At 68.5% G+C, this 15,007-nt stretch carries 13 protein-coding genes; 6 read left to right on the forward strand and 7 right to left on the reverse strand.

Going from position 1 to position 15,007, the window contains the following annotated elements; translation table 11 throughout:
• Positions 1-149 precede the first annotated feature (149 nt).
• From ACPL7H_RS10470 to ACPL7H_RS10485, 4 genes are all read right to left on the reverse strand, one after another.
• The gene (locus ACPL7H_RS10470) at positions 150-1,559 is read right to left on the reverse strand and encodes an FAD-binding oxidoreductase (protein WP_424796872.1); all 1,410 of its coding nucleotides are present in this window, start codon (positions 1,557-1,559) and stop codon (positions 150-152) included.
• Between the two features lie 217 nt (positions 1,560-1,776).
• The gene (locus tag ACPL7H_RS10475; protein ID WP_424796873.1) at positions 1,777-2,961 is read right to left on the reverse strand and encodes an amidohydrolase; all 1,185 of its coding nucleotides are present in this window, start codon (positions 2,959-2,961) and stop codon (positions 1,777-1,779) included.
• 134 nt (positions 2,962-3,095) lie between these two features.
• Positions 3,096-6,554: a serine hydrolase gene (locus ACPL7H_RS10480; RefSeq protein WP_424796874.1), complete on the reverse strand. Its 3,459-nt coding sequence runs from the start codon at positions 6,552-6,554 to the stop codon at positions 3,096-3,098.
• A 258-nt stretch (positions 6,555-6,812) separates the two neighbouring features.
• Entirely contained in the window at positions 6,813-7,175 is a 363-nt protein-coding gene (locus tag ACPL7H_RS10485; protein ID WP_424787671.1) for a DUF4342 domain-containing protein, read from the reverse strand.
• A 257-nt stretch (positions 7,176-7,432) separates the two neighbouring features.
• On the opposite strand from ACPL7H_RS10485, the gene ACPL7H_RS10490 reads away from it, so the two are divergent.
• Positions 7,433-8,491: a DNA glycosylase AlkZ-like family protein gene (locus ACPL7H_RS10490; RefSeq protein ID WP_424796875.1), complete on the forward strand. Its 1,059-nt coding sequence runs from the start codon at positions 7,433-7,435 to the stop codon at positions 8,489-8,491.
• Between the two features lie 23 nt (positions 8,492-8,514).
• Here the strand turns inward: ACPL7H_RS10490 and ACPL7H_RS10495 are convergent, their stop codons facing one another.
• From ACPL7H_RS10495 to ACPL7H_RS10505, 3 genes are all read right to left on the reverse strand, one after another.
• Positions 8,515-9,018, reverse strand: a complete 504-nt coding sequence (locus ACPL7H_RS10495) for a CinA family protein (protein WP_424796876.1) — start codon at positions 9,016-9,018, stop codon at positions 8,515-8,517.
• 128 nt (positions 9,019-9,146) lie between these two features.
• Positions 9,147-9,365, reverse strand: coding sequence for a hypothetical protein (locus ACPL7H_RS10500; RefSeq protein ID WP_424787674.1), 219 nt, complete (start codon positions 9,363-9,365; stop codon positions 9,147-9,149).
• A gap of 43 nt (positions 9,366-9,408) precedes the next feature.
• Positions 9,409-10,023, reverse strand: coding sequence for a DUF664 domain-containing protein (locus ACPL7H_RS10505; protein WP_424796877.1), 615 nt, complete (start codon positions 10,021-10,023; stop codon positions 9,409-9,411).
• A 282-nt stretch (positions 10,024-10,305) separates the two neighbouring features.
• On the opposite strand from ACPL7H_RS10505, the gene ACPL7H_RS10510 reads away from it, so the two are divergent.
• The 5 genes from ACPL7H_RS10510 (at position 10,306) to ACPL7H_RS10530 (ending at position 14,941) form a co-directional block, all read left to right on the forward strand.
• Positions 10,306-11,127 carry a DUF4397 domain-containing protein gene (locus ACPL7H_RS10510; protein ID WP_424796916.1) on the forward strand — a complete coding sequence of 274 codons (822 nt, stop codon included), beginning with the start codon at positions 10,306-10,308 and terminating at the stop codon, positions 11,125-11,127.
• Positions 11,128-11,163: 36 nt separating this feature from the next.
• Positions 11,164-11,892, forward strand: coding sequence for a class F sortase (locus ACPL7H_RS10515; RefSeq protein ID WP_424796878.1), 729 nt, complete (start codon positions 11,164-11,166; stop codon positions 11,890-11,892).
• A gap of 55 nt (positions 11,893-11,947) precedes the next feature.
• Positions 11,948-12,520 carry an RNA polymerase sigma factor gene (locus ACPL7H_RS10520; protein WP_424796879.1) on the forward strand — a complete coding sequence of 191 codons (573 nt, stop codon included), beginning with the start codon at positions 11,948-11,950 and terminating at the stop codon, positions 12,518-12,520.
• Complete coding sequence (locus ACPL7H_RS10525) at positions 12,507-13,262, forward strand: anti-sigma factor (protein ID WP_424796880.1); 756 nt, start codon at positions 12,507-12,509, stop codon at positions 13,260-13,262. Before ACPL7H_RS10520 ends, ACPL7H_RS10525 begins: the two co-directional genes overlap by 14 nt.
• Positions 13,263-13,621: 359 nt before the next feature.
• Positions 13,622-14,941 carry a short-chain fatty acid transporter gene (locus ACPL7H_RS10530; protein ID WP_424796917.1) on the forward strand — a complete coding sequence of 440 codons (1,320 nt, stop codon included), beginning with the start codon at positions 13,622-13,624 and terminating at the stop codon, positions 14,939-14,941.
• The last annotated feature ends 66 nt before the right edge of the window (positions 14,942-15,007 follow it).

Consider the following 15,007-nt stretch of genomic DNA (forward strand, 5'->3'; position numbering starts at 1 on the left):
GCCGGACCCAGCAGCACTACCGCCGGCTGCTGCGCACTCTTGGGGCATACCGGCTCACGCTCGGTCAACCCCGCCGGGCCGCTCATCGCCTACGTGGGCGACCAGGCCGACTTGACGGAGCGCCGGGTGGACCTGGCGCCCTGGGGTCCTCAGTCCGGCGGGATGTTGTGGTTGCGCCGCAGCACGTTGTTCGGGTCGTACCGGCGCTTGACCTCCACGAGCCGGGAGAGTTTCGACCGGCCGAACGTCTCCTCGGCCGCGACGCGGGGCACTCGCTCGTCGCGGGCAGCGAAGTTGACGTAGTGTCCGTCGCCGGCGAAGGGCGCCATATCCAGGGCAAGGTCCTGCACGAACCGTGTGCGAGCCGCGTCATCGCCCGGGTCCCGCCAGAACCCGTAGCAATTCAGCCAGAAGCGCGCATCCCGTGCCGGGAACGGGGTTCCATCAACCGGAACGCGGGCGAAGGCACCACCCATGTGGTGGATGTCGAAGGCTGTGCCCTGCCAGGTTTGTTCGGTGCCGCGGCGGACCAGGATCTCGATGACGTCGTCGTCGAGGTGGTCGAAGGAGGTGTTCTTCCAATAGCCGCGCACACCCCGGGGAAACAAGAAGTCCATGGCGCTTTGCCACTCGGTCCATGGGACCAGGCCGACCTCCTCATCCTCCGGCGTGGCGGCGGCGCGGAGATCAGCAATCAGGTCCTCGCCCTGCTGGGGCTCGCGGCCGGACCACGCGGCCCCGACGATCAGCACCGGTTCGGTACCGAGCTCGAATTCCGGAGGCGGGGATATCACCGTGACGATCGACTGCATCTGGTCGGGCAGGTCCCGCGTCCAGTTCTCCCAGGCGCTCAATGCCCCGCGCCACCGGGATGACCTGTAGACGAGGTTTGCTCCGTAGATGTCCGAACCCAGTCGGTGCGCGCGGACGGTAAACGCCGTCACGACGCCGAAGTTCCCGCCACCGCCGCGCAGCGCCCACAGCAGTTCGGGGTCATCGGCGGCCCGGATGGGCGAGCCATCGGCTGCGACGAGTTCGGCGTCGAGCAGATTGTCCGCGGTCAACCCATAGGCACGGGTGAGCCAGCCCATGCCGCCCCCGAGGGTGAGGCCGCCCACCCCGGTCTGGGACACGACTCCGAGCGGGACAGCCAGGCCCATCGGGGCGGTGACGCGGTCCACGTCGGCCAGAGTGGCACCACCACCGATGCGAACTGCGGCACCGTCACCTACCGATTGGGCGGGATCGTCCAGGACCGTCACGCTGTTGATCGCGCTCAGATCGATGACCACGCCGTCCGTCACGGTGCCGTGGCCAGCCACGTTGTGCCCGCCGCCGCGCACCGCCAGAGGCAAGGCGTGGGACTGCGCGAACTCGAGGGTTGCTGCGATGTCGCCGGGTGCGGTGACCTGTACGAGCACAGCCGGGCGTGCATCGACCATCGCGTTCCAGATGCGGCGCTGTTCGTCGTAGCCGGGATCCAACGGGGTGATGACCGAGCCTTGGACCCGGCCGCGGAGCGTGTCGATGTGCGGGCTGGAAATGGTCGGCGAAGCCATGACGCCTTCTCTCCTGCGGAGGTCGGAGTCGGCGCCCCGCGATTCGGACTCGTCGCCCGAACCGGCCACAGCGGCAGGCCGGCGGAGTCGCTCCAATCCTGCGCCCGTGCTGATCGCTGGTCAATGCTTTTGACCTTCTTCGACGCCGATGACTACCCGAGCCGTTTCGCTCAGCGTGCACTGCGCGCCAGGCGAACTGGCACCCAGGGGCTAAAGGCTACGAACTCGCGGGCGCGTTGGCTTCGTCGGCGGAGTAGGAGTAGACCTCCTGGCCCTTGATGAAGACCCGCTGTGCGCGCTGCATGACATCGAGCGGATCCCCGCTCCACAGGACGATGTCGCCGTACTTGCCCTTGCTCAGCGATCCCACCTTGTCGTCGATGCCGATGACCTTGGCCGGGTTCAGCGTGATGGCACGCAGCGCGGTATCGCGGTCCAGGCCCTCCTTGATCGCGAGCGTGGCCTGGTGGACCAGGAAGTTGATCGGGACGACCGGGTGGTCGGTGATGATGGAGATCGTCACTCCGGCCCGGGCGAGTTTGGCGGGGTTGGCCAGGCTGCGCTCGCGCAACTCCACCTTCGACCTGCTGGTGAACAGCGGGCCGATGAGCACCGGCACACCGCGCTGCGCGATCTGCTGGGCCACCAGGTGCGCCTCGGTGCCATGGTCCAGGACCAGTTCGTACCCGAACTCCTCGGCCACGCGCAGCGCGGTGGCGATGTCGTCAGCGCGGTGGGCGTGCTGGCGCCACGGGATCTCCCCGGCCAGCACCGAGGCGACCGCCTCGTGGGTGAGGTTGCGTGCATCGAAGTCACCCTTGGCCGCATTGCGCTTGGCCACGTAGTTCTGCGCCTCGACGAACGCCTGCCGCAGCACCGCGGCGGTGCCCAGCCGGGTCGAGGGCATGGTCTTCTTGTCCCCGTACACCCGCTTCGGGTTCTCACCCAGCGCCGACTTCAGTCCGGCGGGAGAGCGCAGCACCATTTCATCGACCACATCGCCGTGGGTGTGGATCGCTACGCACAAACCGCCGACGACGTTGCCGGAGCCAGGATTGACGCACACCGCCGTGACACCGCCGGCCAGGGCGTCGGCGAAGCCCGTCTCCTTGGGGTTGATAGCGTCCAGTGCCCGGACCTGGGCGGTGACCGGGTCGGTCATCTCGTTGACGTCGCTACCGGCCCAGCCCTCGGCCTCCTCGTGCGTACCCAGGTGCGTGTGGGCATCAACGAAACCGGGCAGCACCCACTGTCCGGTCGCATCGACCACCTGGGCGCCCCGCGGGACCTTCGCCTTCGGCCCGATCGCGCTGATCACCCCGTCGGTGACCACCACCGTGCCATCGAAGGGCTCAGCGTCAACAGGCAGGACATGTCCGCCGGTGAAAGCAATCGTCGTCATGCTCCCACCCTGCCATGGTCGGCATGCTGGGCGTGAGTTCACCTGAGCCACGCCGTGCCCGCTTCCCGGGCTTCCGCGCAAGCGCGGGAAGCGGGCACCGGGCACGGGCCGTCAGTAACCGGGTCGTCCGGTGACTATTGAAGCTGCTCGAGGATCGCCCCGGCCTGACCGGTGAGGTCATCACGAGCGGCGTCCGCGAGTGTGTCCGGCTCCTTCGGATTCTGCACGTGGCGCAGGAACCGTTCCATCGCACGGATCGCCGGAGTCTCCCGGTCAGCGGCCAGGTGCTGCTGTGCTTGCTCCAGCGCATTCTCCAACTGGTGGGCGATCGGACCGTCCACCCCACCCGAGTCGATGTAGGCCTCCAACGAGACGGTCAACTTCTCCAGCGCGGCGGCCGGATCCGCCGGCTCCTCGGCCGGCTCCAGTTCCACACGCGCGACCTCACCGGCGACGATGGTCACCTCGGCCGGTTCGGCGCCGGTCGCGCTGACGACGTACGCGCCCGGGGCGAGGTCGACCGCGCCGAACCATCCGGAGCCGTCCGTGCGCGCTTGCGCGGACTCGCCGTCGACCGCCTCGATGGTGACGGTCACGCCGTCGATCTGCCCATCCTCGTCCGCGAGGAGGGTGCCGGACAGGTGCCCGTCGGTGGGGTTGGTCTTCCAGTCCATCTCCGGAACGTCAGCATCGGCGGCGAACACCTCCTCGCGCAGCGCCTCGGCCAACGCCTGACGCTCGGCGTCTTTGACCGCCGAGGAGCCGGACGCGTTGGCGGTGAGTGAGGCGTTGGCGTAGGAGTAGCCCGACCAGCCATCGAAGCCGGCATCGACCGTTTGGCGCGCCTGGGCCACGGAGTCCTCGATCTCGTTGAGGTACAGCGCAGGACCATTGACCACGTGGCGCCCGGCCCGGTACTCGATCAGGGCGTCGTTCCACTCGGCGAACATACGCGCCTGGTCATCCATCCAGTTGCGCTTGTAGTTCATCGCGGTGACCGTGTCGATGATCCCCTCATCGAGCCACGACCGGAAGTCCTGGGAAACGTTGGCGTAGGTGCGGGTGCCCTCGAAGCCGTCGTCGTGACTGACCGGACCGAAGCCGTAGGTGATGCCGTCGATGCTCAACCGAGCCAGTGGATCGATCTCATACATCTCCAGGAACACCTTGCGCACCAGGGCCGAGACCTGATCGCGCCGCCAGTCGGAGAACTCCGCATCGTCCGGTTCGGGCACGTCGGCGCGTCCGGTGTGTTCAGCGAAGCGTGCCAAGGAGACCTCGGAGTAACCCCACTCGTTCTGGCTCTCATCCGCGCTGTGATCGGGGTAGCGAATGTAGTCGAGGTTGATTCCGTCGACGTCGTAGTTCTCCATGATCGAGGCAACGCCATCGACGAAATAGTCCACGGCGCCCGGGTGAGCCGGGTCGATCCAGGTGTTGTTCCCCACCTGCTCGGTGCCATCCACACGCTGGTTCAGCCAACGGTCCTCGCCCTCGGCCCCCGGTCCATGCAGGTTGTAGGCGTGCTCGGGCGAACTGGGTGGGGCGGCCTGGTTCCACAGCGTCGTGGCATTCACCCAGGCGTGCACCTCGATCCCCGCCGCATGGGCCTGCTCGATGACCTCCTCGAGCGGGTCGTAGGGCGCCGGGTCGATGGAGGCGTCGGTGCGCGGGAAGGCGGAGTTGTTACAGAAGCAGTCGTAGCGGCGCCCCACCTGCACGATGAGTGCGTTGGCGCCGACCTTCTCGGCGTCGGCGACGAGGTTCTGAACCTCCTCGGCGTCGTAGATGCCCGGGTTGAAGGCGTCCACCCAGTAGCCGCGGAACTGCTCGACGGGTTCGTGCACCTCCTCACCTTCGGCGTCCACGCGGGTCCAGCCCTCGACCTGCATCCGCGCCCGGTCAGCCAGGTCCCAGTCGTCGAAGATCCTCACGCCGTCGGCGGTCACCTGGATACGGTCGAAGTAGACGCCGCGCCCGGAGTAGAACTCGTCGGTGGCGTACCGCAGTCGAAGCAGGACGTGACCATCCAGGCCGGAGAGGTCGAAGCGGGCATCCCACCAGCGGCTCAGGCCGTCACCGGAGATCCAGCCCGGTGCAGAGAGCGCGTCGCCATCAGCAGTCAGGGTGCCGCTGAGCGGTTCCCATGTGTCGCCGTCGTCCGTCGACGCTTCGATATGCAGGTAGTCGGTGGGCTCGGTGTGGAACCACACGTCCAAGGCGAGTTCACCGGCACCGTCGAGACGCGCGGGCACGGTGAGGGAGTGCTCCAACTCGTCCCCGATACCGGAGTACCAGGCGGAGCCATGGGTGAAGCCGGTCATCGGGTGGGCCAGGCCGGCGGCACGAGCCACGGCTCGGCGCACCGGGTTGACGTTTCCCCAGTCCCGGCTGGGGTGGACCCGGTTGGACATCAGGATCGCCACCGTGTCGGAGTGCGGGTCGATCACCAGCGACGTTCCGGTGAAGCCAGTGTGTCCCGCGGACTCCGCGGTGGTGAGGACGTCGTGGTAGTACCAGGCTTCCAACTCCGGGCCGAGCCCGCGGTGGGCGTTGGAGGCGTGTCCGGTGTAGTCCTGCATCATGGTCTCGATGGTGGCGGGCTCGAGGATCCGGGCGCCGTCGTAACTGCCACCGTTGAGGAGCATCTGGGCGAAGACGGCCACGTCGTCCACAGTCGCGAACGTGCCGGCGTGGCCGGCGACTCCACCGAGGGACCAGGCGTTCTCGTCGTGCACCTCACCGTGGACCAGTCCGCGTTCGGCGAGCGGCTGGTACTCGGTGGCGGCGATCCGATCGAGAAGTTCGGCCGGGGGGTTGTACGTCGTGTCGGCCATCTGCAGCGGGCCGGTGATGCGAGCCTCGACGTACTCATCCAGTGCCAGGCCCGAGACCTCCTCGACGATCTTGCCGAGCACGATCAGACCGAGATCGCTGTAGCGGTACTCCTCACCGGGTTCGCTCAGGGGGGCGATCCCGTAGACCGCCGCCAGGCGCGAGTCGATGTCGTCGTAAGCCGAGTACAGGTTGATCCACGAGGGCAGTCCACCGGTATGGGTGAGCAGATGCTCGAGGGTGACGTCCTCCTTGTCCTCAGCGGCGAAAGCCGGAATGTAGGCGGCTGCGGGATCCTCGAGGTCGATCTCGTCCTGCTCGACCAGCTGCATCACCGCGACCGCGGTGAACAGTTTGGAGAGGGAGGCCAGGTCGAAGATCGTGTCGGTCGACATCTCGATCTGCTCCTCGGCGGGCAACTCGGTGTCGGGGTCGGCCCAGCGCACCGAGTGGCCAACGGCGGTACGTTCGGCGATGACCCCATTCGCCGCGACGAGGGCGACAGCGCCCGGGTAGAGCGGGGTCGGGTCGGCCGTGAGCCCGTCGTGGAGGGCCGGTTCGATGGCCGCGAGCCGGCTGGCGATGAGCCCGGCTTCCTCCGGCGTGCCGTCTCGCAGTAGGTGGTGAGGCGCGTTCGAGCGGTCCCACCCTCGTTCACGTTCGGCGAGGGGGAGAATATCTCCCGCTGCCGGCGTTGCCATTGCCGCACCTGTCAGACCCACCGCCAGTGTGGCCGCGACCGCGAGTACCTTGCGCATGCCCTACCTCCCGTTGGCACCGGCGTCCCTGCCGGCCGACAGCCACTGTGGCGCAGGTCACCGAGGCTGTCAAGGAGTTACATTCATGCTACGAGTGGCGGAATGGAGTTACCTACCGACCGTTCCGAGGGCTCGCAAGGCCCATGATCGTGAGCAGCCAAGGTGCTGGTCCGTCACACCTGAGGGGCTCGGTCAAGGCCTCGGCTGGGCCGGTGAACGTGCTCTGAGCGCGCGCCATGGCTCGACACGCAGCAGCGGCTACTGCTCCAGGACGGGCGGCCCGTTGCCTGCCGTCGAGTCTTCGTTGCCGCCCGCGTCGTCGTCGGGGTCTTCTCTTTCGACACCGATCGTCGCGGAGGTCAGTAGCGCCGCAATGGCCCCGACCGCCACCAGAATGGGCGCGAACGCCGCGGTCACGGCGGTGATGGCCACGCCTACCGTCAGGGGGATCTCCAGCAGGGTGCGCCCCTCGGGGTTCTTGATGAACACCCGCCGGACGTTGCCTTCGGCGACGAGTTTCTTCACCTGGTCGAGAAGTTCGTTCCCGGAGACGGTGAACTCCTCGTACCAGGTCTTCTTGGCCTTGGCCGAGTCGTCCTTGGATTCGTGTGTGTCAGCCATGTGTGGTCTCCTCCTGAGGTGAGCGGTGGTCCGGTGGCCGTATTCGGCTCGGCCCCTCTCCGTCGTCGTCATTGTCCTGCATCGGCACCCGCACGTATAGTGGATAACCCCCGGGTGCGACGACGGCCGGGGTGCGAGGATGGGCCCATGGCAACGAGGCTGGGGGAGAGTCCCTGTGGCATGGTCTTCGGCTGCCGGGTGGGCATCCATGAAGCGTGTCGTTCCGCCGGATCCGAGATGGCGGTAGCGCGGTGCGGGTGACCTGGGCGCAGGCGTTGGCCTGGCGAATGGCTCGGCAGCTGCTCGCGCCGGCGGGTCGGCTTCGGGCCGACGAGGTCGTGGGCCGGTTGGGTGCCATCCCGGCCTGGTCCGGTAACCCTGGGTACGCGGTGTGGGTGCGCCAGACCGAACCGGAACCGGACGAACTCGATCAGGTCCTCGCCCAGGGCCGTGTGGTCAAGGTGTTCGCGTTCCGAGGCGGCACCTACCTGATGACCCCCGCGAGCGCGGCCGTCTACCTGGCGCTGCGATCCTCGAGCCGGATGTGGGAGCGCCGGAGCTGGCGCGACCACTACCGGGTGGAGCCGGGGGAGTGGCCGGCGCTTCGGGCAGCGGTCCGCGAGACCCTGGCTGATGGGCCGCTGACACCGGATGAAGTCGCCGCGGAGGTCACCACGAGCGCTAGGTTCGCCCACCTCGGACCGGCACTCTCGGCCGCGAACACCTTCCTCAAGCCCTTCTTCTGGCAGGGCGACGTGTGTTTCGGCCCCACCAGGAACGGGCAGGCCACCCTTCAGGCGCTCGCACAGAACCGGTACTGGCCGGGTCTTCCGGAACTGCAGGAGGCGGGAAGGCAGGCGGTCTTCGCCTACCTGTCCGCCTACGGCCCGACGACGCCCGAGCGGGTGCACTACTGGCTCGGGGAGGGGCTTGGCACCGGCCGTCAGCGCATCGCGGGGTGGCTCGCCGGCTTGGGTGAGCAACTCACCGAGATCGAGGTGGAGGGTGAGCCCGCGCTGGTGCACCCCGACCACGTGGAGGACCTGATGGCCGCCAGCCCTACCAGCGCGGTGCGCTTCCTCACCGGTCACGACCAGTGGGTGCTCGGCACTGGCACAGCCGACGTCCACGTGGTCCCGCCCGAACACCGGCCCGCCGTCAGCCGCGGAGCGAACCTGGTGATCACCGGTGGTGTGGTCTGCGGGACCTGGCGGCTCGCCGGTGATGGGCCCGCGGTGTCCTGGTTCGACGGGGCGGACCGATCACCCCCGGAACTGGCCGAACAGTCGCTGCGGGTGCGGGAACTCCTCGGCTAGACCCCGCGCGGTGGGCGGCGCCGTTATTGGGCCTTGGTGCCGACATCGGTGATCCCCTGGCCGAGCAGTTCCAGGGCCCTGCGGGTGGTGGCGTCCAGGATCTCCTCGGCGTCGCCGTCGAAGTGATGCTGCTCGCAGGTGGTGCCCTCCGGGGTGTGTACGGCGATGAACACCGTCCCGACCGGCTCACCCTCCTGCTCGTCGGGCCCGCCGACACCGGTCACGCCCACGGCACAGTCTGCCCCCAGCCGCTGCGCCGCCCCCTCGGCCATCGCGGTGGCGCACTGCTCGGAGATCACCGGGCCGGGCGGGACGCCCAGAGCACGCTGCTTCGCCTCGACCGTGTAGGCGACCACACCACCGGCGAACCAGTCACCGGCATCGGGTGCGGCGCCCAGGTGGACGGCCACTTGCCCGCTGGTCAGGGACTCGGCGGTGGCAACGAGCGCGCCACGGGCAAGGGCTGCCTTGCCGACGCGCTCAGCGAGTTCCTCGAAGTCGGCTCGGAGTTGTTCAGAGGCGGACATGGACGCATCCTCGCAGGGGATCGTGCCTGCGGCATCTGCATCACTGCGCCGGGGCGGCCCGTTCTGGTGCGCCCGCCCGGCGGAGGCGATGGCGGCTGATGACGGGGGTGCCCGGCCCGCCGGCGCGGTCAGGTCGCGCGGTAGTCCAGGCCCTCGGCCGCCAGGGCCTCGCCAAGGATGGCGATCGCCTTGGGGCCCACGCCGTGGATGGCCAGCAGTTCCTTCCGGGAGTGCTGAGCCACCCGTGCCAGGCTCGTGATGCCGTTGCCCGCGAGTTCGCGGGCAGCGGTCTTGCCGATCGCGTCCGGTAGGTCCCCCACCGGTCGGATATCGGGTGTGTCAGCCATCGCGACTCCTTCCCTGCCGGCCGTTTCCAGGCCGGCCGTCGATTCACTTGCCAGGAGAAACTCCGACCGGTGAGTTCCCGCTCACGGCGCTCCAACCCTGTGGCGGGTCCTCGCCGACCCGACCGTCGACGGCCTCCCGGAGGAGATCCGCGTGGCCGGTGTGCCGCCCGTACTCCTCCACCAGGTCGTACAGCAGCCGGCGCAGGCTCACCTCCAACCCCTCGTCGGCGCCCAGGGCAACCCGCTGGTCCAGGCCCTGTTGCTCCAGAGCGGCCTGCAGGCGCTGGTCGGATCGGCGTACCGCCTCGTCCCACACGCCGTACAACTCCGCGGGCTCCATCCCATCGGTGCTGAACATGTAGTCGTGCGGACTTCCGTCGAAGTCGACCATGCCGGCCCACGGCGGCCCGTAGGCCGCACCGGACAGGGCCATCCCGAACTTCTCATCCTCGGCACACGCCAGATGTTTGAGCAGATTACCCAGGGTCAGCGCGGAGGCGCCCACAGTGTGGGACAGGCCCTCGGCGTCCAGGTCGTCGGTCTTCCAGCGGAAGGTGGTGCGCAGCCGGTTCAGGGCACCGAGCAGGTGCTCCACCTCCGAGCTGGCCAGCGGCGGTTCCCACGGCGCCTGCGCCGCTGCCTCGGTTGCCTCAGCCATGCACGCACTCCCATCTCTGGTGCGGCAGCCGTCTCTGGTGCGTCCGCCGCACCCGATGTGGCCCGGCCAGCCGCCTGGTGGTGTCCACATTGTGCCGTTCGGAAGGATCCGGCGGTAGATCTTCGGGTGGTAGATCCGAGCGGTACCTCATGAGGCCCTGACCGAACTCATCGGAAAAACTTCGGCCGAGGTGCATCCAAACGGGGGTCATCGCCAGAAAGTACCGGTGCGAACACCCACCGGCCCACCCGGGCCACATCCGATGGAGGAAACATCATGCACATGCGTCGCACCGCGCTGGCCGGATTGGCCGGCCTCACGGCAGTCACACTCGCCGCGGCACCCGCTTTCGCCGACACCACCGAACCCGGCGCCGCACTCTCTGTTCTGCACGGTGTGCCGGACATGGTCGTCGACGTCTACGTCGATGGTGAACTCACCCTGGACGACTTCGAACCCGGTGACCTCGCCGGCCCGCTCGAACTGCCTGCCGGCACCTACTCGGTGGCGATCACCGCGGCAGACGCCGACGACGACAGTGAGCCGGCCCTCGGGCCGGTGGACCTGAGTCTGGACGGTGGGATGAACTACACCGCGGTGGCCCACCTGGACGCCGACGGTGGGCCGACCGCCACCCTGTTCACCAACGACACCTCTGAAACGGCGGCAGGCGAAGGGCGCCTGACAGTGCGGCACACCGCAGCCGCTCCGGCCGTCGACATCCTGGCCGGAGACGAGGCTGTCATCACCGACCTGGTCAACCCCGACGAGGCCAGCCTCGATCTGCCCGCCGGGACCGTGCCGGCGGCAGTGGCCGCAGCCGGCACCACCGACCCGGTGCTGGGCCCGGCCGACGTCACGGTCGGTGAGGGGTCACTCACGATCGTCTATGCGTGGGGCAGCCTGGAAGAGGACACTCTCGACCTGGCGGTCCAGACGGTCGATGGACTGCACTCGGCCCCGGGTGGTGTCCCCACCGGTCAGATCCCGGTCGAGGAAGCGGGCATGGCGCCGCTGGCTTGGGTCGTGATCACCCTCGGTGCGGGCCTCCTGGCCATCCTCGGATTGCGCGGCCGCAGCCAGGGCGCACACGCAACCAACTGACGAGCAAGCCCGGACGGGGCGGGAGTAGGAGTCCGAATGTTCAGGACGAGGTCATTGTCCCTCGGGATCCTGCTCTTGGCCGGAATCCTCGGTGGCTGCGCGACCCCCGACGCGCAGCCACCGAGCCGGTCTGTCTCGACCGACGCCGCGGCGGCACGGCCGGGCTCCGCCGCGATCTCGCCGGGGGCGCCCGAGCAGGGGCGCACCGAAGCCACCGCACCCGGGTCGCAGGTCGTCCCCGGTGAGCTCGAATCACCCGCGGTCGAGGTCGACGTCAGCACCGCCAGGCTCGAGGCTGCCGGCCCCGAGGCCAGGACCCCGCCGGTGCGATTGGAGTACGCCGAGCGGGACATCACCCTCGACATCGACCCGGTCGGGGTTGCCGCGGACGGCCAGATGGAGATCCCTGACGACGCCAACAGGGCCGGGTGGTACCGCTTCGGTCCCGGACTGGGCGACGCGAACGGATCCATTGTCGTTGCTGCACACAACGGTTCCTTCACCACCGGCGTCGGTCCGTTCCATTACCTTCGCCAAGCCCAGCCAGGTGATTCGATCGACCTCATCGGCCCGGATGGGACGGAGGTGACCTATGACGTCGTCACCGTCACCAGCCAAGCCAAGGAGACCATCGACCTGGCCGACCACTTCCGGCGCGACGGGCAGCCCCGGCTGGTGCTCATCACCTGTGGCGGGCAGTGGGATGAGACGCGCGGTAGTTACAGCGACAACATCGTCGTCACTGCTAGCCTGCGACAAGGATGATCGAATCCCCGGTTGGCCCAAACATGGAGCCACGATCGTGCCGGATGGGCGGACGATGAGCGACGAGGCAGGGCAGGCTCGGGAGTCAGCCCTGGAGCGTGCCTTCGTCGCCGAGGACGACGGCGTCATGCGTGCGGTCTATCAACGGTGGTCGCCGCTGATCTACACGATCGCGTTACGAGCCCTGGGCTCGGTCGCTGACGCCGAGGACGTCACCCAGCAGGTGTTCGTGGCCGCATGGCAGGGTAGGACCAGGTACGACCCGACCCGGGCTCGCTTGCATTCCTGGCTGGTTGCCATCGCGCGGAACAAGATCGTCGACGTCTATCAGCGCCGGACCCGGGACGGCCGCGCGCAGGACGCGGCCGAGGTCGTCGCCCGCCGGCCGGGTGGGGCCGGGGCCGGAGCCGATCCGGTCGTCGTCATCGACCGGGTGGTGATCGCCGAGGAACTGCGCCGTCTGGGTGAACCTCCGAGCACGATCATGCGGCTTGCCTTCTTCGAGGATCTGACCCACTCCCAGATCGCTGGGCGGCTCGACCTGCCACTCGGAACGGTCAAGTCCCACATCAAACGCAGTCTGCAACGTATGCGGGATCGGCTGGAGGTGACCGATGGAGCATCCTGACGATGGCACGTTGGCCCTCCTCGCTCTCGGGGAGCAGCAGGGCGTCACGCGCGCACAGAGCCGCCACGTCGCCGAGTGCGCGACGTGCCGGAAGGAACTCGAGGCGTTGCGCCGCGTGGTGAGCGCAGGGCGGGCCGGCGCCGGGGAGCCCGGCCTGGAGCGCCCGGGAGAGCACGTCTGGTCCCGGATCAGCGCCGAACTCCTCGGGCCGCCAGCCTCCGAACCGGCCGGTGCGCCAGAGGTGTCTGCGGTCGCGCCCGAGGTCTCTGCCGAGCCCGTGCGCGCGCCCGTTCCGCAACTGGCACGGCGCTCGTCCCGGAACTGGCGCACGGCGTGGGTGGCTGCGGCGGCCTTCCTGCTGGGCGTCGGCGCCACCGTGGTGGCTGACCAACTGCGCACGCCCCCGGCGCCCGAGGTGCTCGCCACGGCCGAGTTGGCGCCCCTTCCTGAGTGGAGCGAGGCCGACGCCGGCGCCGCCGCGCTGCACGAGGTCGACGGTGCCCGGGTGTTGAACGTCGAGCTCGACCCCGGCCTGGGCGAGGGGTACCGCGAGGTGTGGCTCATCGACAGCGATCTGGAGCGGCTGATCAGCCTCGGCGTCCTCGTCGGATCCGAGGGAGTCTTCGACGTTCCCGACAACCTCGATATGGGCGAGTTCCTGATCGTGGACGTCTCCGACGAGCCTTACGACGGCGACCCTGCCCATAGCGGAAACAGCATCGTGCGCGGCGAACTGTCCTAGGTGATCGCGGTGCCCCGCAGTGGCACTCAGCGGTGCCACGCGGTGTCACTCAGCGGTGGCACCCGGCGGTGGCACCACGCGGTGCCACTCAGCGGTGGCACCCGGCGGTGGCACCCGGCGGTGGCACGTGGCGGTGGGCCGGACCCAGCCCGAAGTGCCGCCCGCGCGGCGCCTGGTTGTGCCACGCTGAGGCCTGGGTGGAATCGTCGCCACCCGCCCCATCTACCCTCCCGGCTTCAGGTCGAGCCGAGAATCCGGGCGGGGACCATACTCAAGGAGGAGACATGGCAGACCCGAATAGCCAGGGAACGACGAAAGACGAGAAGAAGGCCGACGGCGGTGCGGTGCTGTCGGGCCTGATGCGCCCGTTGAACAGCCTGGTCGAGAGGTTCATCCCCTCGGCCCTGGTCTTTGCGATCGTGCTCACGTTCGTGGTGGTCCTGCTCGCCCTCATCCTGACCGACGCCGGGCCGGTGCAGGTGGTGGAGGAGTGGGGCAACGGACTGGCAGGGCTACTGGCCTTCATGACGCAGATGGCGCTCATCCTGCTGCTCGGGTACATCCTGGCCAACACCGGCCCGGTCCGGAAGGTCCTGGTGTGGCTGGCCAAGCGACCCAGGACGGCCATGCAGGGCTACGTGCTGGTCTTCGTGATCGCCGCGCTGGCCTCGCTGATCACCTGGGGCCTGGGCCTGGTAGCCGGTGCTCTGCTCGCCCGCGAGGTCGCCTATGAGTTCCGGCGACGTGACGAACCGATCCACTTCGCCATGCTGGTCGCCTCCGCCTTCTCCGGCTTCGTGGTCTGGCACATGGGCTACTCGGCGTCCGGTCCGCTGCTGGCGGCCACGCCGGACTCCTTCGTCGCCGAGCAACTCGGTGAGCCGCTGCCGATCACCGAGACGATCTTCACCCCGTGGAACATCGCCGCGGCCGGTGCCGCGATCATTCTGGTGGCCGTGGCGTTGCTGCTGGTCGCACCACGGCGCAAGGAAGCGATCGTGCCACTGAAGGTCGATGCCCGGGAGAAGGAGGTTGACGTCGCCGAGCAGGTCACCACCCCCGCGGACCGGGTGGACGCCTCTCGTGTGCCCACGCTGCTCACCGGGCTGATGCTGGTGGGCTACCTGGTGATCCACTTTTCCGGTGGCGGCACGTTGACCCTTGACCTCGTCAACTGGAGCTTCCTGGCCCTGATCCTGCTGCTGGTGAAGAACCCCTTTGAACTGATCGCGCTGACCAAGAAGGCCGCCTCCAACGTCGGGGAGATCCTGCTGCAGTTCCCCCTGTACGCAGGGATCATGGGCATCATGGCCGGCACCGGGCTGATCACGGTGATCTCCGACGCCTTGGTGTCCATCTCGAACCAGTACACCTTCGGGCTGCTTGCTTTCGTCGCCGCCGGCACCGTCAACTTCTTCGTGCCCTCGGGCGGTGGGCAGTTCGCGGTGCAGGCGCCGGTGATGCTCGAGGCGGCCGAGAGCCTGTCGGTGGACCCGGCGATCGCGATCATGGCGGTGGCCTACGGCGATCAGTGGACCAACATGATCCAACCGTTCTGGGCCCTGCCCCTGCTGGCCATCGCGGGGCTGAAGATGCGCGACATCCTCAGTTACACCACGATCACCCTGGTGACCACGGGCCTGGTGTTCGGCACCACGTTGGTGCTGATCTCGCTGTAGGCCACGCGTTCGCCCGGAGGCGCAGTGTCATCGGGCGCAGCAGGTGTCCCGTGGTGGCCACTCCCA

Source organism: Pseudactinotalea sp. Z1732, from assembly GCF_049724975.1.
In the GTDB taxonomy this organism is placed as follows: Bacteria; Actinomycetota; Actinomycetes; order Actinomycetales; family Beutenbergiaceae; genus CALKWS01.